At 53.1% G+C, this 25,765-nt stretch carries 26 protein-coding genes; 7 read left to right on the top strand and 19 right to left on the bottom strand.

What is annotated here, in order from left to right; all coding sequences use genetic code 11:
- From Fuma_RS14890 to Fuma_RS14925, 7 genes are read right to left on the bottom strand one after another with little or no spacing between them, the layout of a single operon-like run.
- Complete coding sequence (locus Fuma_RS14890; RefSeq protein WP_158521003.1) at positions 1–444, bottom strand: GNAT family N-acetyltransferase; 444 nt, start codon at positions 442–444, stop codon at positions 1–3.
- Positions 441–998, bottom strand: coding sequence for a DUF1572 family protein (locus Fuma_RS14895; protein ID WP_229360926.1), 558 nt, complete (start codon positions 996–998; stop codon positions 441–443). Before Fuma_RS14895 ends, Fuma_RS14890 begins: the two co-directional genes overlap by 4 nt.
- On the bottom strand, positions 998–2,104 hold the full coding sequence (locus tag Fuma_RS14900) for a GNAT family N-acetyltransferase (protein ID WP_218922446.1): 1,107 nt from the start codon (positions 2,102–2,104) through the stop codon (positions 998–1,000). Before Fuma_RS14900 ends, Fuma_RS14895 begins: the two co-directional genes overlap by 1 nt.
- Positions 2,101–2,871 (bottom strand): class I SAM-dependent methyltransferase, encoded by a 771-nt coding sequence (locus Fuma_RS14910; protein ID WP_077024824.1) that lies wholly within the window; start codon positions 2,869–2,871, stop codon positions 2,101–2,103. Before Fuma_RS14910 ends, Fuma_RS14900 begins: the two co-directional genes overlap by 4 nt.
- Positions 2,868–3,284 carry a GNAT family N-acetyltransferase gene (locus tag Fuma_RS14915; protein WP_077024825.1) on the bottom strand — a complete coding sequence of 139 codons (417 nt, stop codon included), beginning with the start codon at positions 3,282–3,284 and terminating at the stop codon, positions 2,868–2,870. Before Fuma_RS14915 ends, Fuma_RS14910 begins: the two co-directional genes overlap by 4 nt.
- Positions 3,285–3,296: 12 nt before the next feature.
- Positions 3,297–3,707 carry a GNAT family N-acetyltransferase gene (locus tag Fuma_RS14920; RefSeq protein ID WP_077024826.1) on the bottom strand — a complete coding sequence of 137 codons (411 nt, stop codon included), beginning with the start codon at positions 3,705–3,707 and terminating at the stop codon, positions 3,297–3,299.
- Positions 3,700–4,500, bottom strand: coding sequence for a PhzF family phenazine biosynthesis protein (locus tag Fuma_RS14925; RefSeq protein WP_077024827.1), 801 nt, complete (start codon positions 4,498–4,500; stop codon positions 3,700–3,702). The genes Fuma_RS14920 and Fuma_RS14925 overlap by 8 nt, the downstream gene beginning before the upstream one ends.
- A gap of 180 nt (positions 4,501–4,680) precedes the next feature.
- On the opposite strand from Fuma_RS14925, the gene Fuma_RS14930 reads away from it, so the two are divergent.
- Complete coding sequence (locus Fuma_RS14930) at positions 4,681–5,238, top strand: DinB family protein (RefSeq protein ID WP_077024828.1); 558 nt, start codon at positions 4,681–4,683, stop codon at positions 5,236–5,238.
- A gap of 30 nt (positions 5,239–5,268) precedes the next feature.
- Here Fuma_RS14930 and Fuma_RS14935 read toward each other — a convergent pair whose 3' ends face one another.
- From Fuma_RS14935 to Fuma_RS36570, 8 genes are all read right to left on the bottom strand, one after another.
- Positions 5,269–6,117, bottom strand: a complete 849-nt coding sequence (locus Fuma_RS14935; RefSeq protein ID WP_077024829.1) for a HEAT repeat domain-containing protein — start codon at positions 6,115–6,117, stop codon at positions 5,269–5,271.
- A gap of 23 nt (positions 6,118–6,140) precedes the next feature.
- Positions 6,141–6,380, bottom strand: coding sequence for a hypothetical protein (locus Fuma_RS14940; RefSeq protein ID WP_077024830.1), 240 nt, complete (start codon positions 6,378–6,380; stop codon positions 6,141–6,143).
- A gap of 637 nt (positions 6,381–7,017) precedes the next feature.
- Positions 7,018–7,422, bottom strand: a complete 405-nt coding sequence (locus Fuma_RS14950) for a hypothetical protein (protein ID WP_077024832.1) — start codon at positions 7,420–7,422, stop codon at positions 7,018–7,020.
- Positions 7,423–7,521: 99 nt separating this feature from the next.
- Complete coding sequence (gene pth2, locus Fuma_RS14955) at positions 7,522–7,914, bottom strand: aminoacyl-tRNA hydrolase (RefSeq protein WP_218922447.1); 393 nt, start codon at positions 7,912–7,914, stop codon at positions 7,522–7,524.
- Entirely contained in the window at positions 7,911–9,032 is a 1,122-nt protein-coding gene (locus tag Fuma_RS14960) for an AAA family ATPase (RefSeq protein WP_077024833.1), read from the bottom strand. The genes pth2 and Fuma_RS14960 overlap by 4 nt, the downstream gene beginning before the upstream one ends.
- Complete coding sequence (locus Fuma_RS14965) at positions 9,029–9,772, bottom strand: RNA ligase family protein (RefSeq protein ID WP_229360928.1); 744 nt, start codon at positions 9,770–9,772, stop codon at positions 9,029–9,031. Before Fuma_RS14965 ends, Fuma_RS14960 begins: the two co-directional genes overlap by 4 nt.
- 33 nt (positions 9,773–9,805) lie before the next feature.
- Entirely contained in the window at positions 9,806–10,699 is an 894-nt protein-coding gene (locus Fuma_RS14970) for an ADP-ribosylglycohydrolase family protein (protein ID WP_077024835.1), read from the bottom strand.
- Positions 10,700–10,827: 128 nt separating this feature from the next.
- The gene (locus tag Fuma_RS36570; RefSeq protein WP_077024836.1) at positions 10,828–10,995 is read right to left on the bottom strand and encodes an SEC-C metal-binding domain-containing protein; all 168 of its coding nucleotides are present in this window, start codon (positions 10,993–10,995) and stop codon (positions 10,828–10,830) included.
- A 193-nt stretch (positions 10,996–11,188) separates the two neighbouring features.
- Between Fuma_RS36570 and Fuma_RS14980 the strand changes: the two genes are divergently transcribed.
- The 3 genes from Fuma_RS14980 (at position 11,189) to Fuma_RS14990 (ending at position 13,420) form a co-directional block, all read left to right on the top strand.
- Positions 11,189–11,872 (top strand): hypothetical protein, encoded by a 684-nt coding sequence (locus Fuma_RS14980; RefSeq protein WP_077024837.1) that lies wholly within the window; start codon positions 11,189–11,191, stop codon positions 11,870–11,872.
- Positions 11,873–11,895: 23 nt separating this feature from the next.
- Positions 11,896–12,279, top strand: coding sequence for a hypothetical protein (locus tag Fuma_RS14985; RefSeq protein WP_077024838.1), 384 nt, complete (start codon positions 11,896–11,898; stop codon positions 12,277–12,279).
- Positions 12,280–12,439: 160 nt separating this feature from the next.
- Complete coding sequence (locus Fuma_RS14990; protein WP_158521005.1) at positions 12,440–13,420, top strand: DUF4365 domain-containing protein; 981 nt, start codon at positions 12,440–12,442, stop codon at positions 13,418–13,420.
- A 94-nt stretch (positions 13,421–13,514) separates the two neighbouring features.
- On the opposite strand, the gene Fuma_RS14995 is transcribed toward Fuma_RS14990, so the two are convergent.
- The 3 genes from Fuma_RS14995 to Fuma_RS34205 form a co-directional block, all read right to left on the bottom strand.
- Complete coding sequence (locus tag Fuma_RS14995; protein WP_077024840.1) at positions 13,515–14,393, bottom strand: hypothetical protein; 879 nt, start codon at positions 14,391–14,393, stop codon at positions 13,515–13,517.
- A gap of 162 nt (positions 14,394–14,555) precedes the next feature.
- Complete coding sequence (locus Fuma_RS15000; protein WP_077024841.1) at positions 14,556–15,614, bottom strand: integrase core domain-containing protein; 1,059 nt, start codon at positions 15,612–15,614, stop codon at positions 14,556–14,558.
- 228 nt (positions 15,615–15,842) lie between these two features.
- Positions 15,843–19,430 (bottom strand): oligogalacturonate lyase family protein, encoded by a 3,588-nt coding sequence (locus Fuma_RS34205; RefSeq protein ID WP_083732067.1) that lies wholly within the window; start codon positions 19,428–19,430, stop codon positions 15,843–15,845.
- Between the two features lie 133 nt (positions 19,431–19,563).
- Between Fuma_RS34205 and Fuma_RS15015 the strand changes: the two genes are divergently transcribed.
- The 3 genes from Fuma_RS15015 (at position 19,564) to Fuma_RS15035 (ending at position 24,640) form a co-directional block, all read left to right on the top strand.
- Positions 19,564–20,007, top strand: a complete 444-nt coding sequence (locus Fuma_RS15015; RefSeq protein WP_229360930.1) for a MarR family winged helix-turn-helix transcriptional regulator — start codon at positions 19,564–19,566, stop codon at positions 20,005–20,007.
- 43 nt (positions 20,008–20,050) lie between these two features.
- Positions 20,051–22,714 carry an alpha/beta fold hydrolase gene (locus Fuma_RS34210; protein WP_083732068.1) on the top strand — a complete coding sequence of 888 codons (2,664 nt, stop codon included), beginning with the start codon at positions 20,051–20,053 and terminating at the stop codon, positions 22,712–22,714.
- A 465-nt stretch (positions 22,715–23,179) separates the two neighbouring features.
- Complete coding sequence (locus Fuma_RS15035) at positions 23,180–24,640, top strand: right-handed parallel beta-helix repeat-containing protein (protein WP_077024842.1); 1,461 nt, start codon at positions 23,180–23,182, stop codon at positions 24,638–24,640.
- Between the two features lie 8 nt (positions 24,641–24,648).
- On the opposite strand, the gene Fuma_RS15040 is transcribed toward Fuma_RS15035, so the two are convergent.
- Positions 24,649–25,746 (bottom strand): hypothetical protein, encoded by a 1,098-nt coding sequence (locus tag Fuma_RS15040; RefSeq protein ID WP_218922448.1) that lies wholly within the window; start codon positions 25,744–25,746, stop codon positions 24,649–24,651.
- Between the last annotated feature and the right edge of the window lie 19 nt (positions 25,747–25,765).

The following is a 25,765-nucleotide window of genomic DNA, read 5'->3' on the forward strand; positions in this document are numbered from 1 at the left end:
TCAAACGTCGGACGTTAGTTTCCACTCCCAAACCGTGCCGTCCTCGTCGTGCTCAACGGTGCCGATGAACCTGAAGCCAAGTTTCCTGAGAATGGAGGTTGATGCATTCTCTGCTGGCAGCGTCTGGGCAGCGATGGTCACACAGTTGTCAGCGTCCTGAGCACGCTTCACAATCTGTCTCGCCATCCACGTTGCAACCCCCTTGCCCTCGTGCTCCGGGAATGTGAAATAGGCGATCTCCGCCTGTCCGTTTGCCGGGGGCGACTTGAAGCCACAAGTCCCCAACGCCCGACCATTCTCGACGGCAAGATAGCCGATCCACGGGCGAAGAAAGCCAACTTTCTGATACAGCGCTACGGTCGAATCAACGACAGCGTTCAGTAATTCGTGTTGATCTCTGAATTCAGCAACGTCTGTTGAGTTTTCGATTTCGACCAGTTTCACTTCTTGTAATGCCCCTTGCCCCAGACAGACTGGTTATACGTCCCCGATTCGCCTCTGGGGATTGTGATCGTTTCCCATTCGTCGCCAGCGAGAACTCTGGCTACCAAAATGATCTGCCCGATGTGGTAGGCACAGTGTGCCAGCGATCTGTGAATTGCCAGAGGGACCGAGTGAGCTTCTCCCCGGATCGTGACTGACTTTGACAAGTCTTCGGGCTGAAGTACTGCCAATGTCGCAAAAAGGCAGGCCCATCCTTCCTCCCAGTGATTGAGGATCTCTTCCCGATTCGTAAACGAATCAATGAACTCGTCGTCCCGATTCCTCCACGACTTTTCACCGTCAGTGCTCAGGAAATCAGTCCACCGGGACTTCAGATTACCGCCAACGTGCTTCATGATCACCGCAATGCTGTTTGTATTCTCATCCAGTGCAACATGCAGTTTCTCATCGGCGACCTGAGCAATCGCATTGTCCGCCCAACTCTTGTTGGCTCGAAACGAAGCGGTTGCGCTTGCCGCTATTTCGGTGGCAAGGTTCTCGTAGTCGTTCATCATTAGCCCTCTCTGTTTCGTGCAATCGGCTTCTTATTAACTGATTCCCAGATTGACTCGATCTCATCGGGCAGAACGTCTGGCAGGCAGGTTGCAAGCGTCTGGACGGACTCGGCGGATTGCAGAGCGTCCGTCACAACAGACAATGGCTCAGGCCAGATCTCCGGGAAGTCAAATTCTCCATCGACATCTGTTGCGAACGCAAGTTGCTCGACCGGGGGACTGAAGTGAGCGTCAACGCCTGCTTTGTTTCCACGGGCATCGATTCGATACCAGCCGTACACTGGCAGGTAAACACCGTTCAAGCCGTGGAGGCAGAACGGCGGCTGATCACCGCTGAGCGTCAAACGCTGATAGCAGAATCCTGCTGGAATTCCGTTGGCCCTCAATAACGCTGCCAGTAGATGACTTTTGGCGTAGCAGTAGCCCGTTCCAATTGAACGAACATCGGATGCTCGGCAAGTGACTTCCGTTCGCTGGAAGTCAAGACTGTGCTGAATGTTGTCACGCACCCACTCAAAGCAGAATCTGGCAAGTGACAGTGTGTCTGGGCTCTGCCCCCTCAATTCCGCAGCGAGAGCCTGAATGTTGGGGTTCTGAAAATCGATGATGTCCGTGGCTTCAAGGAAATCGGGTGGCACCACATCAAAACGATATTTCGGGATACTTCGTCCGGGAATGCTGGACGGAATGTACTCAATCAACGCTGCGTCAAAGGCGTCGTAGAAACCTGCGGCATTGGGGTCGCTCAGTACATTAAGTGATCGCAAACCACGGGGCTGACATTCGGCAAGAGCGTGCCGCAGCAGCATCGAACCGATTCCGCATTTCAAGCGAGTGGGGTCCACGAACAAGTGTTCCAGTTCACCGGAATCATCGCTGTTGAGAACCACGGTGTAGTATCCAACAAGCCTGCCGGAAGCGGTCGCTCCAAAGGCAATTCGAGCATCAATCTCTTCACCTGTGATTGTAAGTTCTCTGCGAAAGACTTCCATCTGCTCGGTGGAATATCCCCAGACGGCCTTCGACCGAACCGCCAGTTCACTCACTTCTTTTGCGTCGGCATCATCGAGTTGTCGTATCCTGAGTTCGCTATTGGGTGGACTCATTGCTTTCGACCTCGCTCTTTCCTGAATGCCAAAACTCGAATACGTCGGTAGTCGGCATACCACGCAGAGTCTCGAAACAGATGTGGACGTGCGATCTCTTCAACCTGCGTCAGAAACTGTTCATGTTTCTCTTCCGGGATCTGCGTCAACCAATGCTGTCCAAACATGCGTACCCAATTTCGTAGGCCGTCGCTGCCTTCGAGTCGTGTTGGACGATCAATCATCGCAGCCTGTGTGACTTCCAACCCGTTTCTGTCGAGCAACGAGGCGAATTCGGCGATACTCGGAAAGTACCACGGATGCGGAACGACTTCACCAAGTAGTGATTGGCTTGTCGCTTCAATGGCACCGGACAGATGGCGAACATTGCCCTGACCACCGAATTCAACCGCCATCCGTCCATTCGTTTTCAGCGAACCTGCGATGCATCGGACGACCTTTTCCGGCTCGTTGATCCAATGCAGAGCGGCGTTGGAGAATACGGCGTCAAACGATTCGTCGGTCTGAAAGTCATGAGCGTCTGCCAGCCTGAATTCGATTTCAGGAAACAGACGGCGAGCTTCATCGATCATTGCCGGTGAGTTATCAAGGCCAACAACGCTGGCTCCCGATTCGGCGATCTGAGCCGTCAGTTGCCCTGTGCCGCAACCCACATCCAGAATGCGTTCGCTGGGCTGCGGGGATAGCAATTCTATGACGGATGCACCGAACTTCCAGACGAATGAGTGCTTTCCGTCGTAGAGATTGGGACTCCAAATGTCAGTCACGCATCACCTCCGGCTTGTCGTGGAGTAATCCAGCACGACTCATGCTTTGTCATTCCAATGTGCGGATAATACGAAGTGGCGTTGGGTGCCGAGAGCAGAATCAAAGTCGTGCCGAGTCCTGCTGCCTCGTGAGTCCGCCGAATCAGTTCTTTCCCGATACCGAGCTTCTGAAACTCGACATCGACGGCGAGGTCCGACAGATAGGTGCAGTAGGCAAAGTCGGTGATGGCACGTGACACGCCGACCAGCAATCGGTCTGAACGAGCCGTCACGATAAGGTCAGCATGTTGAAGCATTGCCTTGATTGTCTTCGGTTCATTGACCGGACGACGCTCTGATAACGTCGATCTGTGCAGTAAATCAATGAACTCCTCGGGCGTCGTTCCCGTTTCAATTTGGTAATCCAGTTTCATTAAGCATATTCCTCAATGATCGTCGCCATCGTAAATCCACATTGCCGGGCAAACAGAACGCTCGAAGCCACAGCTTTCGTAGAATGCAACAGCGTCTTTGTCCGCCAAAACTGAATGCTGGTGAAAGCCCTCGTAGCGTGCTTTCAAACGCAGCACCAATGCTCGCCCGATGCCTTTTCGGTGGTAATCCGGGTGAACGACAACGTGCGGATAGTAGACCACCAAGAATCCGTCCGAAATCGCATTGGCAAGGCCAACGAGTCTGTCGCCATGCCAAGCTGTCACAAGCGAATGTGAGTTGAGCAGTCCTTGATGCAATTGATCAGGCTTGTTGGCTGACGACCAATGATTGGCACGATAGAGGTCCAGCACGGATTCTCTATGCACGTCCTTCGATTCACGAAATTCAATCGATTCAAGCATCGCCGCCTCCAGCGTCAAGTTCCCCTCTCACGACCGTGACGGCTCGCCCGCCAAGAAGAACTCGATCACCAGCAACTCGAACTCGCACGACGCCGCCACGGGCCGAAGCCTGAAACGCTGTCATTTCCGTTTTGCCCAAACGCTCGCTCCAATACGGTCCCAGACAGCAGTGGGCTGATCCGGTAACAGGGTCTTCGTTCACCCCCGCTGCGGGAGCGAAGAAGCGAGAGATAAAATCGAACTTCGGATCGCCTGACGTGCTGGTGACAATCACACCTCGGCATGCAATCTGACCGAGTTTTCCGAAATCCGGCTTCAGGGAGCGAACGATTTCTTCGGACTCAACGACGATCAGCTTGTCGAATTTGGAACTTCCAACAAACGACGGTCTGACACCAAGAGCATCGAGGAGTTCCGCAGGTGGATCGGCTTCCTGTGCCGGTGTTGCGGGGAAATCCAATTCGACAAGCCCATCGTTGTTGGTGCAAGTCAGGACGCCACTTTTCGTGTGGAATCGGATCGCTTGATCTGGGTTCACGAGACCCTCGATCCAGAGCACATGAGCCGATGCCAACGTCGCATGACCGCACAATTCGACTTCAAAGACAGGCGTGAACCAGCGGAGTTCAAAGCCATCGTCGAGCTTGCGGACGAAGGCGGTCTCCGACAGATTCATCTCAGAAGCAACAGATTGCATCCAGTCTGAATCATGACCGCCTTCGAGCAAACAGACGGCGGCAGGATTACCTGCGAACGGGCGACCAGCGAATGCATCAACGATGAATATCTTCATGTGGTTCTCGTTAAATGAATCGAGCCAGCAGGATCGTCTGGCAGTTGCAGTATCATCAAGCCACTTTCCAATCACAAAGGTCTCCAACGTCGCCTAAACGAACCTTTCGACCACAGCATTGTCCTGAGCGCATAGCGGCCCACAAATCCGACACCATATCTTATCGAAGGTTCACTCAAGATGAATTCGACCGAATTGCTCAGGCGCCTGCATGAACATCGCCGGTGGGCAAACCACAGACTTCTGGATACAGCAGAGCAACTCAATCACGAACAGCTGCACCAAGCATATCCCATCGGCCAAGGCTCGATTTGGAAAACGCTGACTCATCTTTACGCCGCCGAATACGTTTGGCTGGAAGCACTCACCGGAAATGAGAGCCCGCTGACACCGGGTGACGCACGTGGAAAACTCCCCGGCAATCAGGAAGGCGAAGGGGCGATGGCTTCGCTTACTGAGTTACGAGCACGATGGCGAGAGCTTGACCAGCGATGGGTTGCGTATCTCGCTGCTCTTGAGCCGGAGTCTCTGTCAGAAACGGTCTACAAAAATAATTCCGTTTCAGGGCAACGCTTGCCAACGCAGCGAAGTGATATTCTGATTCATGTCTGCACGCACGCTCAATACACGACCGCACAACTGGTCAACATGTTGAGACAAGCAGGCCAAACTGACCTGCCAGATGTGATGCTGATTTCGATGGCACGAGAAGGATCAGCTTTCCGGCCAGACAAATAGTTCAGGATCACCCTGTCATTCAGTTCGACGTCACAGCCCGAGATAAGGTTTCTCTCCACGAAGTTCAGCAAGCAGGTTTGATTTGTAGAACGCATTGATCTCCAGACCTTCGACAAACTGCAACGACTCTTCTCTTTTCGACGGATCGATGATTGCGATTGCTTTCGCACAAAGAGCAGCGAAATCGCTGCTCTCATGTTGAAGGCAAGCCTCCAGTTTTGGAATAGCGAACTTTGCCTTTGAGCGCCAAAGCATCCGTGGGACGTGGGCAGAAACTCGTTCATCCCAATGGCCGAGAAGATCAGCGATTTCAACGATCAACTTCTGAAAGTGCGACAGAAGCAACTCCGAGATACAGGTGACTGCAACTAATCGAACTTCAGAATCGTCGTCGTCGGTGCCGTCGAGGATTACTCGAAGCCCAACGTCGCCGAAGTGAACAAGGATGCTTGCAGCGTCCGAAGTGCGATCTCGATACCGTGGATAGGTTGCGAATTCCCTGAGCAGCGACTCGCAGTAAGTTCGCTTCTTCTCAAGGGACCAGTTGTCGGCTTCTTCAGGAGAATCCACGCTGCCGACTGAGACAACCGCTTTCTGCAATTCACTGGTCACGAAATCAAATCGTTCTCTGAAGCTGCATTTTCTCAGTATGTCGAGTTTGTCTTCAACGTTAAGCTGAAACTTCGCCAACGCTCGGCGAACCCGAGCCCCCAAGAGCGAAGTCGTGTTCGGCAGTTCTTCCAATACTCCGACAGCCACTTCCCTTCTTGTGGGATCATTCATGATGATCGCCTTGGCGGCAAGAAATCGATGGTTGGGGTTTTCATCCGTCAGCCATTCTTTCGGCACTCCGTTATTCTCACGTTCTTGTAGTTCCATTCATCCTCCTGTTTCACAGGTATCTATCCCGATGCTTTGAAAACCGGGGATCTTTCCAGCAGATCGGCCAGATCAACTTGAAGACGATCTTGAGCTTGTGAAAGCGGAATCAGGATCTCTGTCACTTTGAACGAATTTGGATTCATTCGGATCGTCAGGAGGACGTACTTACCGTCTTGGCACGTAGCTGCGTTTATGGCGAGCAAGTCACACTTCAATGCCTGCGTCTCAGTCGTTCGATAATTTTCCTTGTCATCGCTCATTTCGGCTCCTTTTCTGCGTGTGTAGCTGGTGTCCCTTAGAGTCCATGCCGTTCGAAGTAGGCTGTCGAGTCACCGTCGTGTCCGTAATTGCACCTCCAGCAAACATCGACGGCGTGCTGCACACGAGACAAGCACCGAGGGCATTGATGAGTCCAGTTTTCCGGGGGAACGAAGCCTGAATAGGTGGGCTCAGCAAATCCACCGTTCCGAATTAGTTCAGAATCTGGATTTAGAACTCGTGGCAACGTGTCCCAAAAATAGTGCCCACCTGTCCGAGCCCATTGTTGGTACTCAGGATCGTTTCGGACAATCAGAGTTCCAAACCAAAGGCAAGTCCAGAACAACGCCGTGACAATGACGGTGATCCAGAACGGGACAATGAAACAGTCAGCAAAGGTCCAGTAAGTTCTTCCTGCTGCCTCATTTCCGAGCAAGAAGAACAGGAAGAACACGAACATGCAGATTCCAAACATGAATCTACCCATGATGGTTGATGGCAGTGTACGAATCCCTCGGCTTGAATCGATGATATGTAGAAATAGAAGCACCAGCAGTGCCCACCAAATCGATGCCATGAACGAGCAACTGCCGTTCAACCACATCGCCGGGAAAGCTGACAGAAGAAAAATGCGACCGATCATTGCCGAACCTCGCTCAACTGATCCCATTCAATTGAACTGATTACCAGACTGTTGCTTCCGGGGCCAACGCTGTCGGCTGGGTGATCCATGAGTAGTCGGGCTGCACTGAATGCCCAAGCACTCAAGTCTGCCACAGAGCAATGATCACCACCGACGAGCCGCAGTTTGATAGGGGCCACAAACGACCGAATTGACGACGGTTCAGCGATCCGGTTTTGCAACAACAACTTTTGGACTTCTGAGGCGACTTCATTCCAGTCCGTGAATAGCTGTGCGTTGGATTCGGTGTCCGTCCAATCGAATCCGGTCCAGAACCATCGGTGGTCGTTTCCGATCAGATAACGAGGAAACTGAATGCTTCCTCGGTTGAGGACGGACAGATGAAGTGGTTGTTTGGTCATGTTTGCCTCAGTTTGGGTTGAGGCTTCGTAGTTGGTGTCCGTTACTGGGACCGATTGTGGAGAATGGTCAGTAATGCTTTGTCGGTCGCCTTCTGCCTATCAAAGCAATTGCAGGTCGCCCGTGATTACGTCGATCTTCTCAACCAGATCCGGCCCGACCGCCAAGCAAGTGCGAGTTGGCTCGCCGTGGAATTCAGTTTTGCCGCTGTCGGTAATCAAATAGACCTGAAGCCCGGCTGCTATCGCTTTATCGTGGATCTCCATTAACTCTTCTTCGCTGTTCACTCGGCAACACACTTTGGCGAACGATTCGGTGAGCCACGCCTGTTCTGTGTCCGTGAAATCACTGAGTGACATGGTGCCCAACTCTTGCAGTCGTCTGGTGAGAAACGCCATGGAAGCATGTGCTCCCTGAGCGATCTGCTTGCCTCGCCGCATTTTCAGGTCATGTCGCATCACGATGACTTGTTTGATCCGAGTAGGCTCAGTCAATTCGATTCTCCATTGGTCAATATCACGGTGTGTGCTTCAGTCCACGTCGGTGGTTCGCACTTAGCCGCCAGCTTTCGGATGACATTTTCCGGCACTGAATTGCTGCGGCCCTTGTTCTGTTTAAGCAGAAGATTGAACTGCGGCTCAACGTAAACAATTTCAATTGCCGCATTGTAGTCGGCAAACAAATCCAGCCAGCGCTGCCGAGTGTCCTTTTGTGTGTTCGTCGCATTGAATGCAAATGAAGTTCCCGCCCGCAGATGTTCACGGCAGCGTTCTCGTGCAAGCTGAACGACTTCACCTTGATTATCTGTTGGTTCGACCTTCATTTCGTTGCGAATTTCGTCCAGCGACACAACAGGAAGATCATCACGATGGCGTGACAGCCATGTATCCTTGCCGCTGCCCGGAAGTCCTGACAGCATCGTCACCGTGCAGGAAAAGTCTTCGTGCGGAACGTAGTGAAGATTGGGGTCCGTATTCCGGTAGAACAGGAATCGAGCCTGATCATTGGCAAACGGATACGGCTGGTCATAGCAGTCGCTCTCTTCCGCCGTCAATTTCCAGTATTGCAGGTTCTCCTCAGGTCGAGTCATGGAATCTGTATCACGACCACGAGTGTCAGCCAATGCGAATAAGTAAAGCAGTCGATTGTTGACCAGCCACGATAACCGCACGACTTCATGTGTTGGGTCATCACGCTCCAGCAGGAATGCTGGCCGACCGTGAAACCGAACCAGCCGGGCGATCTCTTTCCGAGTCATCAGGTCACAATCAATGTCTCGAAGAATGCTTCGTGCCAGATGCTCTCCTTTCACGGCGTGTTTGGGGGATGTCACACGTCCTGTATCGGGATCGGTCTGAGAAGTCAGCGGTTTGGCCGCATCATGGAACAACGCCGTGAAGATCAGTACGGTCTTCTCCTGTTCAGTCAGCGACGGCCATTCTTCAAGCTTCACAAGCTGATGGCAGACCATCTTCGTGTGTGTCCAGACATCGCCTTCGGAATGCCATTCGGCATCCTGAAGGCAATCAGCCATTGCTCGACACCATGGCTGGGATTCGGCCCAAGCCAAGATGTCGTCCAATGGAATCTGTTTAAGTGTCTGCCAATTCATTTCCAGATATCCACGCCGTCAGCCAATTCATTCGGCACCATCTCCTGATGCTGCCAGTGGGTACTCTGCTTAATCTTCTCAACAAATTCAGGCCGTACCATTTTCGCCCGCCCTGTCACGACACCGTCTGCTTCTGTTCGCAGATAGAGCCCTTCCATCAGGTTATCCGTTTGATTCGTCAACGGATTGTCGAACCGGCTATCGAACTTCGATGGCCCGATCAACTCGTCGAGACAAGATCGCTTCAACGCACCTATTGAAACAACAGGGACCGTTTCGATTCCCGTCCCCTTAAGCAACTTCAGACGTTGTTCCAAGTCCAGAAACGCCGCTTCCGTCTTGTCGTAAATGTCGAACTCGAAGAAGTAGTGCGAAAGCTGTCGGTAAAAGACGGAATGCCGAGCGTACACCCACTCCCCGAACATGATGAAGCGGTTTTCCAGCCGGTCTTCCAGCGTATGCCGCTTCACCGCCGCCCATGACTTGAACAGATCGTACTGCGGATGCATTCCCTCGGTGATGAGATGACCCCGACATTGCAGGGCCATCTCACCGGATTTCAAGAAATGGATACCCACATTCGTGCCGTCGATCTTTTCCTCTACGATCAATGACTCATCAGCGATGAAGGCATTGGATTCAGCCTCACCGAGATGTTTGTCATCGTCAGTTCCCTTCGAGCCGAAAAGATGCGGTGTCCGGGGATACTTCGTGAAAGTTTCGTTTGATGTACCCATCATGACGCTCTTCTCATTAGCCAGTTGGCGGTAAATTCAATTCGGACGGCTGCTCCAGCCGAGTGGTTCACGGTTCAGCTTCCAGTCGGCTGGGATTCCTTCAGATCCAACACTCATGGCGACGATTCCACCAATGATGGCGCACGTCGTATCCATATCTCCGCCGACTCGTGCGGCAGTCCACATTGCTTCGCTGTAGTCATTGAGATGTGCCGCAGCCATCCAAAGGCAAAACGGCACGGTGTCCTGACTGCTGATTTCATCCCCACAACCAACTTGTGAGGCTATCGTGTACGCCCACGTATCAAGTGGATATGTCGCCACCCATTCCAGTCGGCGACGAACTTCACTTTGGTCAAGTTTTGAGATAACCCAAGGAATCAACTCTTCGGGTTGCTCGGATCTACGCCGCCACGCCCAACCAGATGACAGGGCTACTGCGATGGCCCCGACAATCGCTTCTGGGTGAGTATGCGTAACTTCCGCAGAAAGTGCTGCCTGCTTTATCGTAAGGTCAATGTCATCAGCAAACCATGCGACAAGCGGAGAGACCCGCATCGCCGCACCGTTACCATGTGAGCCACTGCCACTGAACATCTGTTGGCTCAGCGTCTTCCAGCATCCACCTTCCGCAACGTCTTCAAGGAGCCGTCGAGCACCGGCTCCGTATCCACGATTCGGTTCTGACTGATATCTTTCGACAAGCTGCTGAACGAAAAACTCCTGATCAACGGACTCGCACACTCTCAGTGTTTCTGTGAGTGCAATCGCCATTTCCGTATCGTCTGTGTAATTCCACGGTGGTGTTGGTGGGTTGCTGCGTTTTGATTCTGCGGCAACATTCGGTGAGAAAAACTGCTGCCCAAATGCATCGCCAATGGACAGACCGTCTAACGACAAACACGCTCTACCCAATCGGTCTTCAGTCATGTCCCACGCCTCAAGTCAGGAAATCCATTCGTAGCGAGTAAAGTCTAACAAAACAGCCCACACGGTTGACCTGAACCATGTGGGCCTTGGATGTCAGTCCCTGAAAAAAGTGATCCCGATTCACACCGTCAAAAGCAGCCTTTCTTGAGGCAACACTTCTTGTAGCGTTTGCCCGAATTACACGGACACAGATCGTTACGTCCGAGCTTCTCTTCCAGCAGTTTATCACCGTGGACGATTCGTACTCCTTGCTTCACCTGAGTTTCGGAGGGGAATCCCCGGCGACGTTTGCTCATCGTCTCGAAAAAAATGGCAGTTCGTCATGTTCATGATTTGAGTTTCGCACGGCGCACCTTCCTTTCCTATCTTTCGTTGGTGGAACAATCGACACCGAAATCGAAATCTGGTTCGCCATTTTTGAGCAACATACGAACAGGCAGGTCATCTGAGGTGTCCGAAGAATGACTCAAGTGAATGGAGAATGCGGTCATGAAAGCCAATAAGACACCAATTGAAATTGCCCGGAACCTGTACCCTTTGGTTTTCCGAACAGACTTCAGTCAGCCGGGATTCGCCTTGCTCAACCTTGGGGCGGACTATGGTTCCGAAGCTCAGCGACAACTGATGGTCGAATTGAAACGTCAATTTGATCAGCTTGAAGTTCAATATCGGGGGCGACGGCTTATTTACCAATCAATGGGTAGGTTCGACCAGCAAGTCACGACGAAGCCTCACAGAGACGGTGGCCCGAACGAGTCAGTTTTGATGCTGGGATATGAGCCGACGCTTGTGCAAAGTCGTGTGGCAATGTCGGACTATTCGAAGTGTGCTCACGCCCTTGGAATTACCCCGGCTGAATTCTTGGATCGTTTCAATCCGATGTTCGTCAGTGGGCAGAATAAACTTGCCGATTACACGACCGAAACCGACGACTTCGACAACACCAGCTTTCAAATACTGATCATCAACAACAGCACGAACCCAATTGGCGACGGTCGGCTACTTGGGGTTCTCCACACAGCCGAAATCGTTGATCCAAATCCAGATCTTGTGCGAGTCGTCAACTCCACGATGATTGCGTCCGTGTCACTGTCGGCCGATGACGATATTTCAGAGAGTGAACAAGCCGACTTCGTGACAACGACGGTCGTCCGCAAGGCCGTTTACGGCTGATGGAGCCCTGATAGAATTACGAGATGCTCATCATCCGCCCAATCGCAATCATCTGGGCACTGCCCTACACAATTCTCGGTTTGCTGATCGGGCTTTTCGGCCTGTGTACTCGTGGCCGTGTACTTCGGCGTTGGCCGCTGGAATTCTACGGGGGCGGAGTCGAATGGTTCCTGTCACGACTGCCGAGTGATCTTGTGATGGCGATGACATTGGGCCATGTGATTCTTGGCCGAACCAAGGCTGCTCTCGACATTTCACGAGAACATGAATTGGTCCATGTTCGTCAATATGAGCGATGGGGGCCATTCCTTGGTCCGGCTTATTGGGCTTGTTCGCTGTTTCTGTGGCTGCGAGGTAAAGACGGTTACCATGACAACCCGTTCGAGAAGGAAGCGTGGGGAGAATGAACAACAGTGATTCTCGATTAAGTTCAGCCTATCGTTGGAGGTCAACGATGGAGTGCTTGTACACCAGCGATTGACTGCATCCGGCTTCAACATGGACACGAGCGACTTGGCGAATAGACTGTAAGCTCCTTCGATTTTCAGTAACTGAATGAACATCCAAATGGGTAAGCGAAAGCAACGTGCAGAGCAGCACGTGATGGAAGACGAATCAATTCAGATCGTTTCGGCGGCGTTACCCAGATCGTGGGTGGTCCGGCAGTATCGTCCTGACTATGGCCTTGACCTCGCCGTTGAGACCTTTGAAGACTTTGCTGGTTCCGGGCAGGTAGAGACGTTAGGTGAACATTTCTTCGTGCAGGTGAAATCAGTTGGTAAGTTTTCAACGACAACGTTGACTGCACAACCCCGCCACAACGTAACAAAGCCCCAGCCCACTTCTTACACTAGCGACGATGAGACTCAGAACATTGAGGTGGTCAAGCACCAAATTGACACGTCGTTACTTAGAACAGTGCAGGCAATGGGCGCATCCACAGTCGTGATGCTTTTTTTGGTGTCGTTAGATAGCCGTCGTGTCCTATTCCTATGTTTGAACGACTACATCGACAAAATTGTTGTGCCAGAAAAACCGCTGTACTACGAGCAAGCGACAATTACCCTGAACGTTCCTATGAAAAACGAACTGTCTCGAAGTGAAGTTCACGGGGCGGGCACAGCCATTATCCGGTTCATAGCGAAGCGTTCGAAGTTCTATTCAGCTTTCAATCTGTTCGCTTACCAACGACACGAACTTTCATTCTGTTCTGACGGGGAAGAGCAAAGGAATACAGCTAAACATTTTCTAGGCAGCCTCCGCCGACTCGACGTGTGGGGTGGGCATGATTGGAAGATATCGGAAGATTACTTCCGATGGTTGCTGCATCTCGACTCGGTGCTCCCCGGCGTTCCGTTGGACGGGTGGTTTGCTTCTCATCCATTCACGCAATGGTCTCTGAATCACTCCCACTCCCGTGAGGAGATGTTTAACCTCGACATGAGCAATTTCTGGAATGGCCTGAACGTCTTAAGCCGAAACTACGAGGAAGTATGCCGTGAGTGGAATCTACCAACACATCTGGCCGCCTGCCTTGCACAGTGGTAAGTGGTTTAGAATCTGTTTGATCTCAAGCGATTGCTTCAGTGACACGTCGTCACTGAGCGTGAAGAAAGCAGATGAAGCCAACCATGCCAAGTCGCTAAGTGTGTGATGCTAAAAGCGACTTTACCATGCTAACCTGCTCCAGTTGAATTCGTTGAAGTGTCATGTTGACCCCGCCAGAAATCGGCGTGACTTCGGTCAGTACACAAGGAGCACCGCTCAAGTGCGACACTTCTTGAACCATTGCTTCGAGTGTGGCGACATGGGGCGAAAGTTGTGGTGCATCGTCTCTGATCACAACTGAGTCAACTCGTTCAAGGCAGGTGACCATTTCATCGACGTGCTGTGTCACCGGAAACTTCTCTTCCAATTGTTCCAGTTCAGTTTTGACCATCTTCCAATTTGAGAAATTGGTCAGTAAATGGTCTCGATAGAAAAGTAATTCCAAAGTCGTATCTGGTCGCTCTGTCCCGGGGCGAGCGTCGGCTCGCAGACTCAACTCACCCAGAGGCATACCACAATGTTGCGTGAAGTTGCGTAGTAGGTACAAGAACCTGTACGAGAAGCAATCATCGAATTCTTCTGCGGTCTGTTTCTTGAAATTCGTCAGGTTGTCAGAAGGGTCACCATATTCTCTTTTGATATTTGTTTCGGTGTGATCAAGAAATGTGCGAACCGCTGAAAGAAAATTGAGGATATGTCCATTAACAGTCAAAATCATCGTGTTTGCACGATCCCATGAAATGGCAGTATCGTCCTCAAATTCTGATCCGAGCGTTCGCAAACAATCGTGGAAAGCGTCACGATTCAGCTCCACGATTTGAAACAAGTGGCGTTTGCGGGCAAAACGTCCCAGTGCAGTTGAGGCATCCATGTATGACTTGAATTCGTCTTCGCTGAGTGTTCGAAGAGTCGAAACAGCTGAAGTCGGTGTTCCAATCTCCCATTTCGACGAACAAACTCCAAGATTTGCCATTCTATTGCTCCAAGGTTCAAGTCAGGATGTCATTGTGATCTGGTGAGATCAAAGGCGATTCTGATTATGCAATCAAGAGTAGGCCGCCAACGAAAATCGTTGGGCCATTGAAAGCCCGTTGTCACCCGACTCGATTCGGAACAAATTACGGGACACCGTAGTTCACGCCGCCTTCTTCTCGAACGACTTCACCAGCCCTCCGACATGTGACTTCACCACAATTTCATCCAGTTGAATCGTGTCAATTTCATCCGGTATGTGCCGAATCGGAGGCAGGCTTTCTCGTGAAGAATGCGACCGATGATTGTTGTAATAAGCGACGAATTCGCTGACCAAATGGTCGAGATGGTGTGTGCCGAAAATTACGAATCTCGCCAAGCACTCCAGCTTTATCGTTTGAATAAACCTCTCGCAGCGTCCGTTCAGATTCGGTGACGCTTTCGGCAACGCATTTGTTCGCACATCGCTCTCGCCGAGCTTCGTAACAAACTCTTTGGTGAACTTCGTATCCCTGTCGTGAATGACGACAGATGGTTTCAGTTCACGCTTCGCCGTGCGGCTGAGAAACATCTCAGTCTGTTCGACAACCCACGCAGAATTCGGGTGTTCTGTTCCCGGAGAAACGATTGCTTCTCTGGTCTCAAGACAGATGAAGGCCAGCAAATACACTTCTCGAATGCCACGTGCGGTCACAGTCTTCACTGAGAAGAAATCACACGCCCACAGTGTCCCCGCATGACGTTCCAAAAAGTTCGTCCATGAATCCGAAGTGCGATCAGGACTCGGTTCGATGCCTTCCTCTTTCAGGATGTTGCGAATCGTCTGACGGCTGATCCTCTTGATCCCCATTTTTCGCAACTCGCCGATTATTCGGGTATATCCGAAGCCGGTTTGTTTGGCGATCTCGATCACTAGCTCACGCAATTCACGTGACTTCCGTTGACCACCTTTTCGCTTCTTCTTGGGCTCCTCAGATTGATCCCGAATCCATCGATAGAAGGTCGCTGGCTTGACGATGGTGATCAGTTCTTCAATCGCTTTACCAAGTGCCTTGCCCAATTTCAGCAACCGTTTTCGTTCCTCGGGCTTGGTGTGGACCTGCCCCGGAATGCGTGCCCGGAGAATCTTGTTCTCTTCCTTCAGATATTCGATGTACCGAGCCAACTCACGGTCGCTGGCTGAGGCAATTAGAGCAAGTAAAGGATGGAATAGTCTGGTCATCGCCGATATCGTCGAACGTGCTAAAAAGGCTGGGTGTACACATTCGTTGTACCCCGAAATGCACCTTTTTGGTGAGCGATTTTCGCCCTCAAATCTCCGCATTTTTGAGCCCGGATTTGGCGACCGTCACAGGCTGCAAAAGTGGGCCGTCTGATGGTGCGATGCCATCGCCATTTGGCATCACGAGCGGCGAAACAGTGCTCGTGAATTCGCAAAAAGGTACATGTTTCAACCGATACGCCAGCCGCTGGAGATCGGCGTGTAAAACGGACCCACTTCGGGGGTCTGATCGGCGCGTAAAATGGACCCACCGGTGAACAGGTCGCGTCCGACTTTTGCTTCGCCCAATTCTTCATAGCGGCGTGACACAATTTCATTCAGATCAATGAACAGAGCGCCGGATTGTTTGGCGGCCTCTCGCGCCCACAGACCGTAGTCTTTGTCCGATCGAATCACGCGGCCGTCCTGCCAGCGGTCGCGCGGGACTTGCGACAAGACGATGGGGATGGCTCCTTTGGCTTTCGCGTCAGCGATGCATTTCCTTAGATACCAGCCAAAGCTATGAACGGTTTCCGGGTTGCCGGTTGCTTCCACCACCCCGTCGATCGATTCGTCGCTGTTGCCTTTGATGGATGCACGTGGTCGATCGCCCTCGAACATCTTGCCGCCGTCATTGTGACCGAACTGCATCATCACGAAATCGCCTTCGCGTAATCGGTCGAGTGATTTCTGCCAAAGCCCTTCCGTCAGATAGGTGCGACTGCTGCGTCCGCCGAGTGCGCGGTTTTCGACTTCCAGCTTTTCGGAATCGAAGTGCTTGTCGATCAGTTGGCCCCAACCGAACATGCCGTCGTCACCGCGACCCCGGCCGTTCTTGACCGTTGAGTCACCAATCAGAACCAAGCGACGTTTGCCGCTGTCTGATTCAGTTTTTGACTGCGAAGTTGTTGGATCGACTTCGTTCGGTTTGGCCACACGCTTGGCGCTGACCATGTAGACATGACGCTCGCCATGCATGTTGGAGCGAAAGACGATCCACTTTCCGTCGGGTGTGAAGGTGACGTTGGGTTCGAGGTCGTAATCGTGCGTGGAGAGATCGACTAATTTCTCTGCCGTCACCGTGCCAAGCTTTGCTTGCTCACCACTGAGAGTTCCGGCGTTGAATTCGCTGTCAGGGCGAAACAGATAGATCCACTGGCCATTGCGAGACGGCTTCAGGCGTCGCTTTTCAGGGAGAGGCGTCTGGTTGGCAACGCTTTCCGGGCCGCCTCCGTCGCCGGCAATCAGTTTGCCGTCGCGCGAAATGTTGTAGTGAACCGACCATTCTTCGCGTGCGAGGCGATATCCAATCCGCTCGCCGGTCTTGACGTGAACTCCAGCGAGCCAGAATTGATCGGCTCGCGGAGTTTGCAGGTCATACCAAACCCACTGGCCATCGGCGCTGAAAAATTCGTGCCCAGCAATTTCATATTTCTGCTGACGCTTATGCATCAGTTTTGGCTCATCGCTGCCAAAGCGAATCGTCCAGACACGATCTAGTTCGTGCCACGATCCTTCGTGACAAAACAGCCCAAAGTTCGGATCGGTGGGTGAACATTGCAGATGGTTCAGCCAATCTCGCGACGGATGAAACGTTTCGAGTTTTCCGGAATCAATCTCGACCGTAAAGAGTTTTCTCAAACGCTCGCGATCGCGGCGGAATTCCTGCATCAATCCAAACAACAATGTTTCGTCGGCATTGACGCCGTTGAAACTGGAGCCGCGCGGAAGCGTGACGATCTCGCGAGTCTTCCCGGTGTCGATATGCGTCGCTCGCACGACCGTTCCTTCCCGAGACCGTGTGGAGTAATAGACATATCGTGACTTGCGGCCCATTTCGACGCCGCTGCTGCCGCCCATCCGGTAGCTCTGCCTGGGCACAACTACTTTCAATTCGCGAGTGTCCAAATCGACAGTCTCCAAGCCACGCGGAGTCGAAACCAGCAGCTTGTCGCCTTCGGGTGAGTAAGCGTTTTGGTGAAAGTACAAACTCGCACTGCCAGCCTGTTTCGACAGCCGTACAACTCGATGTCCGGTCTTGGGATCGATCCACTCCGTCGGTACCTGATCGGTAGGGTTTGACGCCTGCTCAAGATCCGGTGCCCTGGCAACCAACGGCCAACCTTCCTCTGACCACGTCAATTCCTGGATCGACAACTTGGATCGACCTCGTTCGGTTCCATCGTAGTAATGGCAGCTCAATAGATAGCGGTCGCCATCGCGAAAAATATTCGCATGCCCCGGGCCGATGAAGGGTCCTTCGCTGCCGAGCAATAGCGTGCCGCCACCTTTCGCTAAATCGTCTCCGTCCTTGTCCAGGTACGGCCCCGTGATCTTTCGACTTCGTCCGACGCGAATATTGTAAGTGCTGTCGACGCCGCTGCAGCATTTGCCCCAATTCACAAACAGGTAAAACCACCCATCATGTTGATAGATTTGCGGCGCTTCGATCTGGCGGTAACTGGCGATGGAACGAACTGGCTTATCATCTGCAATCCGCTTGCCCGACTGCGGATCGAGTTGGATCAGCTTCAACCCGCTCCAAAAAGACCCGAGTGACATCCAGAACTCACCCGATTCGGTGCGAATCACCGCCGGGTCAATCGCATTGAAGTCATCTTCGCTGCTGGACTGAATCACGACTCCATGGTCGGTCCAGCCGAATTCAGGGTCCTCGGGATTCAACGTCGGGGTCCAAGCAAGGGCGATAGCAGACGTATTCTTTCCAAAGCTGGAGACCGAGTAATAAAGCAGATACCGATCACCCATTTGGATAACATCGGGTGCCCAGAAGTGACCGCGCTGGCCGGGAACAACATCGGTCACCCAATTCGGAATCTCAGGGAAAACTTGTGGCCCACGCTGCCAGGTTTGAAGATCTTTAGATCGCCACGAAGAGACGCCGGTTCCGGTCGAAAAGAACCAATACTCGTCGCCACACTTGACGATGGATGACGGATCGTGAACGCCGACGTCGCGTTTGCCACGCAACTTGAGCAGTGCTGCTTCCTGTGCATCGCTAAGTCGAGGCGCGCGCTTCGGCAACGGGCGCTTCAGGGCTTCGGTTGCTCCACGCGGCAGGTCAAGCTTCGCAGCACCGATGTCTTTCACTTCGACCGTGGTCTGACGCCAACTCGTGCGCCGCCGGTCATCATCGCCGACTGTACCTTCGACTCGAAGCACATACTTTGTTAGCACGCCATCGATGATCCAGAAGCGAATAGTGCCCTTCGTATCTCGCACCGATTCTCCCCGACGAGGTGTGTCCAGCCGGTTCTTTGCGTTATTAACAGACAATGTTCCGACAAGGGCATCACCGCCTGCTTCAAGCGATATCAACTCGGCCGCCAACTCTTTGGCTTCTGCTGCTGGTGTGTCAATACCTCGTGCGATCGACGCGGCAAACCCTTCCGAACCATACCCCTGATCGGAAAGCGAAACAGTCTCCCAACGACCATCGTGATTGCTGACCGCAGCTTTATCTCCATCGATGACAATCTGCGTGGAACGAGGGCCGAACGACAGCGTGGCGTGAATTACACCGCCTTGTACTGTTGCGCCTGTCTCGGGACCGGGGCGGAAACGTGTTTCCTCAGGAACCGCAGCTTCACTTGTCCAGCGATAGCTTCCCTGCTCGCCGAGTCGCTCGATTGCCTTCGCCAGTTTTATCGTGAGCGCGTCATTGGCCGACGGTTTCGTCTCGTCCGCTCGACTTTTTGCAGCCAACAGGAAACAGGCAACCAGACACAACGGAAGAGCCAAAAGTGTTTTGTTCATTTCGGAAATCTCGTCGGACTTTTCTTCGATGGATCACACAAGGTTCGAGCGAACCTGACATGGTGGTTGCAAACCCGGTTACACCTGCCTTAATATAGTGCGTATACGCACTATTTGAAAGTGGAGCCGCTCGTTGAATCCGAAAGAACAGATCCCGTTGATGCTTCGCGCTGCCTACCTGACGATGCACCGCCGATCCGATGCAGCCTTCGTAGCGCACGGCGTGACGGCGGACCAGTTTGTCTTACTGGCAGCTCTTTCTGAGGAAGAGCCTTTGACACAGAAGGAGCTCGCGCTTCGGATGCCGTCCGATCCGAGCACTGTCCGAGCGATGCTGGTTTTGCTGGAAGAACGCGGATTGGTTCGTCGAGATGCTCATCCCACCGACGGCCGGGCGCGGACGGCAGCATTGACTTCAGCCGGGCGACGAAAGTTTCGCCAACTCTGGGAAGCAGGCGAGTCCATTCGTACGCAGACGGTGAGTGACATCAGCAACGAGGACGCGCACGCTCTTGTGCGAATCCTTATGCAGGTCGCTGAGTCGCTGACGCCGCAATCAACCGAAGGTGCCAAGTAGATCAAAGTCCGAGTGCCCGCAAATAACGAGTCTGGAGAATGCGATGAATGACCATGCACGCTGGGCGGTGTTGACGCTGTGTCTGTCGGTGATCTTTGCCGGGCCTGTTCGATCGCAGGAACCAGCTCCAATACAGGAAGACGATGTCAAAGTGATCCATGACATCGCGTATCGCGACGGCCCCAGCAAAGCCTGGCGGCTGGATCTTGCGATGCCAGTAGAACAAACCGACGCCCTGCGTCCGGCGCTGGTGATCGTTCATGGCGGCGGCTGGCGTGGCGGTTCAAAATCGGTCGACGTCTATCAAAAGATGATGACGGACTACGCTGCGAAGGGCTACGTGACCATCAACGTTGAGTATCGCTTGACCGGCGAGGCTCCGTTTCCCGCATGTATTGAAGATGTGAAGTGCGCCGTCCGCTGGTTGAGAGCTCATGCCGAAAACTATCATGTCGATCCCGAACGAATCGGAGCTTACGGACATTCTGCCGGAGCACACCTGGCTTTGATGCTGGCGATGGCTCCGAAGTCGGCCCGCCTGGAGGGCGACGGGGGCTGGGAGGAGTATTCCAGTGTCGTCAACGTCGCTGCCGCCGGTTCGCCGCCAACCGAACTGGGACGAGACGTTCCCATGGCGAAGTCCAAATGGTGGCCAATCGGCTATATCGCCAAGGATCATCCACCGCTGTTTCTGATTCAGGGAAGCGAGGACCGAATTGTTCGTGCAGAGCTGACCGATGACTTTGTCAAAAAGATGAAAGCCGCCGGGGCGGGAATCAAATACCTGCGAATCGATGGCGCAGAGCACGGACTGGCCTACAACGAAAAACTGCACGTGACCGATCCGGCGATCGAGAAATTCTTCGCCGAGCATCTCAAGCCCACGCCGCCAGAAAAGACAGCTTCAGGCAAGACATCTGCAGCTGCGGAAGTCATGATCGAAGATGGTGGGACTGGTCCGTTTTCGGCAATCGCGACCGAAGATTTATCGCTGGCCGGCATGACGATCTATCGTCCGCGCGACATGTCGCCATTCGGCGAAACGCGGAAGTTGCAAATCCTGCTGTGGGGAAACGGAGCTTGTGCGAACACGACTCAGGAACACAAGAACTTTCTCAATGAGATTGCCTCGCACGGATACGTTGTTCTGGCAATCGGCCTGCTCGATCAAATTGAAACGCGTAACGAAACTTTGCGGCAGAAGACTAAGTCCAGCCAGCTCACCACAGCACTTGATTGGATTGTCGCGGAAGGCAAACGCAAGCAGAGCGACTACTTCGGGAAAGTTGACAGCGGGAAGGTGGCCGCGATGGGCATGTCATGTGGCGGACTTCAAGCGATCGAAATCTCTGTTGATCCCAGAATTTCCACGACAGTGGTCTGCAACAGCGGTGTGTTACCGGAACCGTCTCCGATTCCCGGAATGCCACCGCTCAAGAAAGAAGTGCTGAAGAAGTTTCATGCTCCGGTCCTGTACATCATGGGTGGTCCGTCGGACATCGCCTACAAGAACGCCATGGACGATTTTTCCCGAGTCAACCATGTACCGATCGTGATGACCAACTTCGACGTCGGGCACGCTGGAACATATGCGCGACCTCACGGCGGAGAATACACACCAGTCGCACTCGCCTGGCTCAACTGGCAACTGAAAGGCAAAAGCGAAGCGTCAAAGATGTTCCTCGGTGAAGACAGCACGCTCGCCAAAGATCCAAAGTGGACCGTCGAGACGAAGAACTTTCCAACCCAGACATCAAAGATGTCCAGCGCTTCGCCAGCTGACGCCACGGTTCGGACCGGTTACCCTCCGGCCATTCCTCATGGATGGTCCGACGGCTATCTCTATGCCAATGGCATTCGCCTGCACTATTACCGCGCGGTTCCGGCGGCCGACAAACCGCCGATGGTGATGGTGCATGGCATCACCGACAACGGGCTCTGCTGGGCAACGCTGACTTTGAAGCTGCAAGACGACTACGACATCTATATGCTCGATGCTCGCGGACACGGACTCTCCGATCTTTTCACTGCTTCCGACGACGCAGACACTCTGATCAAAGACGTGGCTGCTGCGATCGACGCGTTGGAATTGAAGAAGCCGATCGTTGTGGGGCACTCAATGGGTGCTCACACGGTGATGCGTTTGGGCGCGGAGTATCCGGATCTGGCCAAAGCGGTGATCATGCTCGATCCACTGCTGGAAGGCGCTCGAAACAGGGGCGGCCAACGCGGCAGTCGTCAGCGTCGCTCTGAGGACGGCACAGACCGGCAGGCTGACCGCCCCAAAACGAAACGTCTTACCGTCAGTATGTTCGGTTCAGCAGAGGAACTTGTTGCTCAGAACAACTACCCCTTTGACGAACTGGTCGCCAAGTGTCGCCGTGACAGCCCCAAATGGGACTTCGTGGATTGCCAGTACTGGGCGTTGTCAAAGAAGCAATATCACGGCGCTTACTCACGTGAGCAGTTCGCGGTCATGACGGGAGCGATGCGGATTGGTGATTCATTGCAGAAGATTTCCGTTCCCGCGTTGATATTGAAAACCGATGCGTCTCCTGATGATCGCAAAGCCCACCATGAAGCAGCCAGTGCGATGCAGAACGGTAAACTCGTGCACATCGACAACGCGGGCCATAATCTTCACCACGACCAGTTGAACCGTACCTGCGAAGTGCTGTCACAGTTCCTCTCGACACTTTACGAATGATCGACAGTTTTTAAGCGGCGAAAAGCCAGAAGCTACTGGTGTCGACAAGCCGATACACCTGCGGAACTTGACATTCCGCAGGCAATGGCCCACACGAAACTCAACTCCTGAATTGTTCACCGCCGGAGAACGGAGAAGCGATTGTCGTCAGGTTATGTCTGGCCTCTTATGTGCCATGCCGTTGGGCCGCATCTAAACAAAAAATAGAGTACTTGATTCTCATGACGCCTCTCTCCGGGGTCATCACGGTTTCTGGACCATCGTGAACCCGAAAGCAATTCAAAAATTGGCAGCCAGCGTGTCGACCTGGAAGGCGTTTGTCGTGCAACGTGAAATGCGTTGTGCCGCACCGAGCTACGCTTCTGGATGAGTTCCGGTATGATGTCGGGAAATTCAGGGGCAGCCGAAGCCGGATAGCGACAGAAGTGTGTTGCTGCTGGACAGCAAACTCGCGAGGTATGACTAATGACCAGATTGATGCTGATTGGTGCATTTGTGTTGCTTCATTGCCATTCCGCAATGACACAAGCCAAGACCTTGCGAGTCCCGTCGGAATACACTTCCATTCAGTCGGCAATCGACGCAGCAGAACAGGGCGACACAGTGCTCGTCGACAAGGGACGATATCTGGAACGTGTCGTCATGAAAGACGGTGTCACGTTGAAGAGTGCTGGTGATGATGCTGCCCGTAAAATCGGACTCCTTCGAGCTGAGCAGACGATCATTGATGGTTCAGCGAGTGTGAAAGGTGCCGGGGTCACGATGGCTGAGGGGTCGGTTTTGGATGGATTCACGGTGACCGGTGTCGGCCAATACGATGAGGACAAATGGCGGCATCACCATGCGACTCACGGCAACGAACAAAGTCACGAACACATCGGTGCTCCCGGAACGCCGGGAATCGCCGTGACAAGCGTGAACTGCATCGTGCGAAACAACATTGTCCATCATATTGGCTACACTGGTATCGCGATCAGCGGAAACGAAAATCTGGACTGCTCTCCTTTAATCGTCAGCAACGTCTGCTTCCGAAATATGGGAGGCGGCATCGGTTCGATGAAACAATCGACCGCCACGATCCGAAAGAACGTTTGCTACGAAAACTTCTACGCCGGAATTGGCCACGACAACGCCAGCCCACTCGTTGGCGAAAATACATGCTATGGCAACATTCGAGCGGGCATCGGTATCAGCGAAGGTGCCTGTCCCGTTGTACGCGGTAACAAGTGCTACGAAAATCGCCGCGCAGGGATCGGTGTCCGGACGCTCGAAACGACTCGACCGATCATTGTAGACAACGATTGCTACGAGAACGAAATGGCGGGCATCGGATCGGAAGAAGACGCAGCTCCGACGATTTGCAGGAATCGGTGTTACCGCAACAAACTGGCAGGCATCGGAGCTCGAACACGCTCGCACCCGACAATCATCGAAAACGAATGTTACGAAAACGCAGCGGCTGGAATCGGTCAGGAGAGTGATGCTGTGACAATCCTCACAGGCAATTATTGTCACGACAACGAGGCTGCCGGAATCGGCTTTGCCGAATGTACGAACGGGCAGTCAACACTGACGAAGAACCGGGTGATCAACAATGCAAAGGTGGCCATCGGCATCCACCCCGGATGGAACGTGACCGCGACGCGTAACGAACTGTCGCGAGACGGAGGCATTCCTCCGATCGTGATGATCTTTGCCGGCAGCAAAGCATCGTTCGTCGAAAATACGATTCAAGGCTCGGGAGTTGCTTGCATTCGACTGGCCGGTGAACTGCAAGCTGTCCACAATAACTTCGTCTGTCCCAAACCTCGCAATGGCGGCCCACCAAATATCGGCATCTGGGCGCTGAAGGGGTCAAGATTGTCACAATCCGACAACACTTTCGAGGGGTGGCGCAACGATGTCCGAACTGACGAAGCAAAGTAATCTAGCGGCTACATCAGATAACGCAGCTTTTCGTACGCTGCCTTCTCTTTCGCCTGATTGTCAACCGCCGCAGCGAGTTCATCGAAGCCGAACATGGTCTTAACTCGGTGAGTCAGTAAAGCACGATCGTACGGTACCGACCCAGATTTCCAGTATTCAGCCACGTGAGGCGTGAATTTGGAAACCTGCGTTGGGCCTTTTTCGTCGGCGACGTTTGGGAGGTTCCTCCAAAGACGAAGATGATGGCGATGCGATTGAATCGCCCGCTGTGCTAATTCGTCGTAACCGCAATCTGCAAGATCGACAATTGCGGCGGCATGGTTGATGACATGGACAAGACCTCCGTAACCGCTGCGGTGAACCTCAGGAGTCAATTCAATCGCTTCATCGAGAACAGCGATCACCATCGAATCGATGTCGTTGTAAGCCGGGGTTCCATCGTCTTCTGGCAGAGTGATCTTGTTCCCGTGTATTCTTCCACGCTTCGCACCGTAGTAGCCACTACCGGGTGTCTCGTTCGCAAACATAGCCATTAGCCTCCGGATTCCGTCGACGATGGCAGGCGTGGCGAGTTCAGGATGCTGCTTCAGCGCGCGGATCGCCAAACACGCAAAGATGACGTTGTGCCCGGATTGGCGAGGTTTGTCGATTCCTTTTTCAAGCCCTTCAGCGATGCCATCGATGAGTGTTTCATCTGGTTTCTGCTTCGGAAAAGGCTCAAACAACTCTGCGTCCGACAGCGTCGACTTTTTCGACATCTTCTTCCCAAAGACCGACTCGCCGCGGATGACTCGTGCAAGATCGCCTTCGATGCCCTCGTAAACTGAAGGATCAAGGTTGGGACGCTGCTCGCCGACGAAGTAGCCGGCAATCAGGGAGGCTCCCAGATGCCCGGCCATCGAACTCATATGGTGAGCGCGCGCCAGTGCATTGAGACCACTTGAAAGAAAAGACTCGGCGATCGGAGTGGCCGTTGCTGCTCGCACATCCTCGGCGCAAACCGAACGGCTCATAAGCCCCGGCACTGCCATCCCGCTAATGATTCCGGTGGACAGACGGATGAACTCCCGTCGAATGAGTGAACTGCTCTCGCTTGGTGAGTGCATGCTTAACCTTTTGGTTTTA

This window comes from Fuerstiella marisgermanici (genome assembly GCF_001983935.1).
Lineage (GTDB): Bacteria > Planctomycetota > Planctomycetia > Planctomycetales > Planctomycetaceae > Fuerstiella > Fuerstiella marisgermanici.

Coding starts and splice junctions, on each gene's coding strand:
- Fuma_RS14895 (WP_229360926.1), bottom strand. CDS start 998: ATGATGAACGACTACGAGAACCTTGCCACCGAAATAGCGGCAAGCGCA.
- Fuma_RS14900 (WP_218922446.1), bottom strand. CDS start 2,104: ATGAGTCCACCCAATAGCGAACTCAGGATACGACAACTCGATGATGCC.
- Fuma_RS14915 (WP_077024825.1), bottom strand. CDS start 3,284: ATGAAACTGGATTACCAAATTGAAACGGGAACGACGCCCGAGGAGTTC.
- Fuma_RS14920 (WP_077024826.1), bottom strand. CDS start 3,707: ATGCTTGAATCGATTGAATTTCGTGAATCGAAGGACGTGCATAGAGAA.
- Fuma_RS14925 (WP_077024827.1), bottom strand. CDS start 4,500: ATGAAGATATTCATCGTTGATGCATTCGCTGGTCGCCCGTTCGCAGGT.
- Fuma_RS14930 (WP_077024828.1), top strand. CDS start 4,681: ATGAATTCGACCGAATTGCTCAGGCGCCTGCATGAACATCGCCGGTGG.
- Fuma_RS14935 (WP_077024829.1), bottom strand. CDS start 6,117: ATGGAACTACAAGAACGTGAGAATAACGGAGTGCCGAAAGAATGGCTG.
- Fuma_RS14940 (WP_077024830.1), bottom strand. CDS start 6,380: ATGAGCGATGACAAGGAAAATTATCGAACGACTGAGACGCAGGCATTG.
- Fuma_RS14950 (WP_077024832.1), bottom strand. CDS start 7,422: ATGACCAAACAACCACTTCATCTGTCCGTCCTCAACCGAGGAAGCATT.
- Fuma_RS14960 (WP_077024833.1), bottom strand. CDS start 9,032: ATGAATTGGCAGACACTTAAACAGATTCCATTGGACGACATCTTGGCT.
- Fuma_RS14965 (WP_229360928.1), bottom strand. CDS start 9,772: ATGATGGGTACATCAAACGAAACTTTCACGAAGTATCCCCGGACACCG.
- Fuma_RS14970 (WP_077024835.1), bottom strand. CDS start 10,699: ATGACTGAAGACCGATTGGGTAGAGCGTGTTTGTCGTTAGACGGTCTG.
- Fuma_RS36570 (WP_077024836.1), bottom strand. CDS start 10,995: ATGAGCAAACGTCGCCGGGGATTCCCCTCCGAAACTCAGGTGAAGCAA.
- Fuma_RS14980 (WP_077024837.1), top strand. CDS start 11,189: ATGAAAGCCAATAAGACACCAATTGAAATTGCCCGGAACCTGTACCCT.
- Fuma_RS14985 (WP_077024838.1), top strand. CDS start 11,896: ATGCTCATCATCCGCCCAATCGCAATCATCTGGGCACTGCCCTACACA.
- Fuma_RS14990 (WP_158521005.1), top strand. CDS start 12,440: ATGGGTAAGCGAAAGCAACGTGCAGAGCAGCACGTGATGGAAGACGAA.
- Fuma_RS14995 (WP_077024840.1), bottom strand. CDS start 14,393: ATGGCAAATCTTGGAGTTTGTTCGTCGAAATGGGAGATTGGAACACCG.
- Fuma_RS15000 (WP_077024841.1), bottom strand. CDS start 15,614: ATGACCAGACTATTCCATCCTTTACTTGCTCTAATTGCCTCAGCCAGC.
- Fuma_RS34205 (WP_083732067.1), bottom strand. CDS start 19,430: ATGAACAAAACACTTTTGGCTCTTCCGTTGTGTCTGGTTGCCTGTTTC.
- Fuma_RS34210 (WP_083732068.1), top strand. CDS start 20,051: ATGAATGACCATGCACGCTGGGCGGTGTTGACGCTGTGTCTGTCGGTG.
- Fuma_RS15035 (WP_077024842.1), top strand. CDS start 23,180: ATGACCAGATTGATGCTGATTGGTGCATTTGTGTTGCTTCATTGCCAT.
- Fuma_RS15040 (WP_218922448.1), bottom strand. CDS start 25,746: ATGCACTCACCAAGCGAGAGCAGTTCACTCATTCGACGGGAGTTCATC.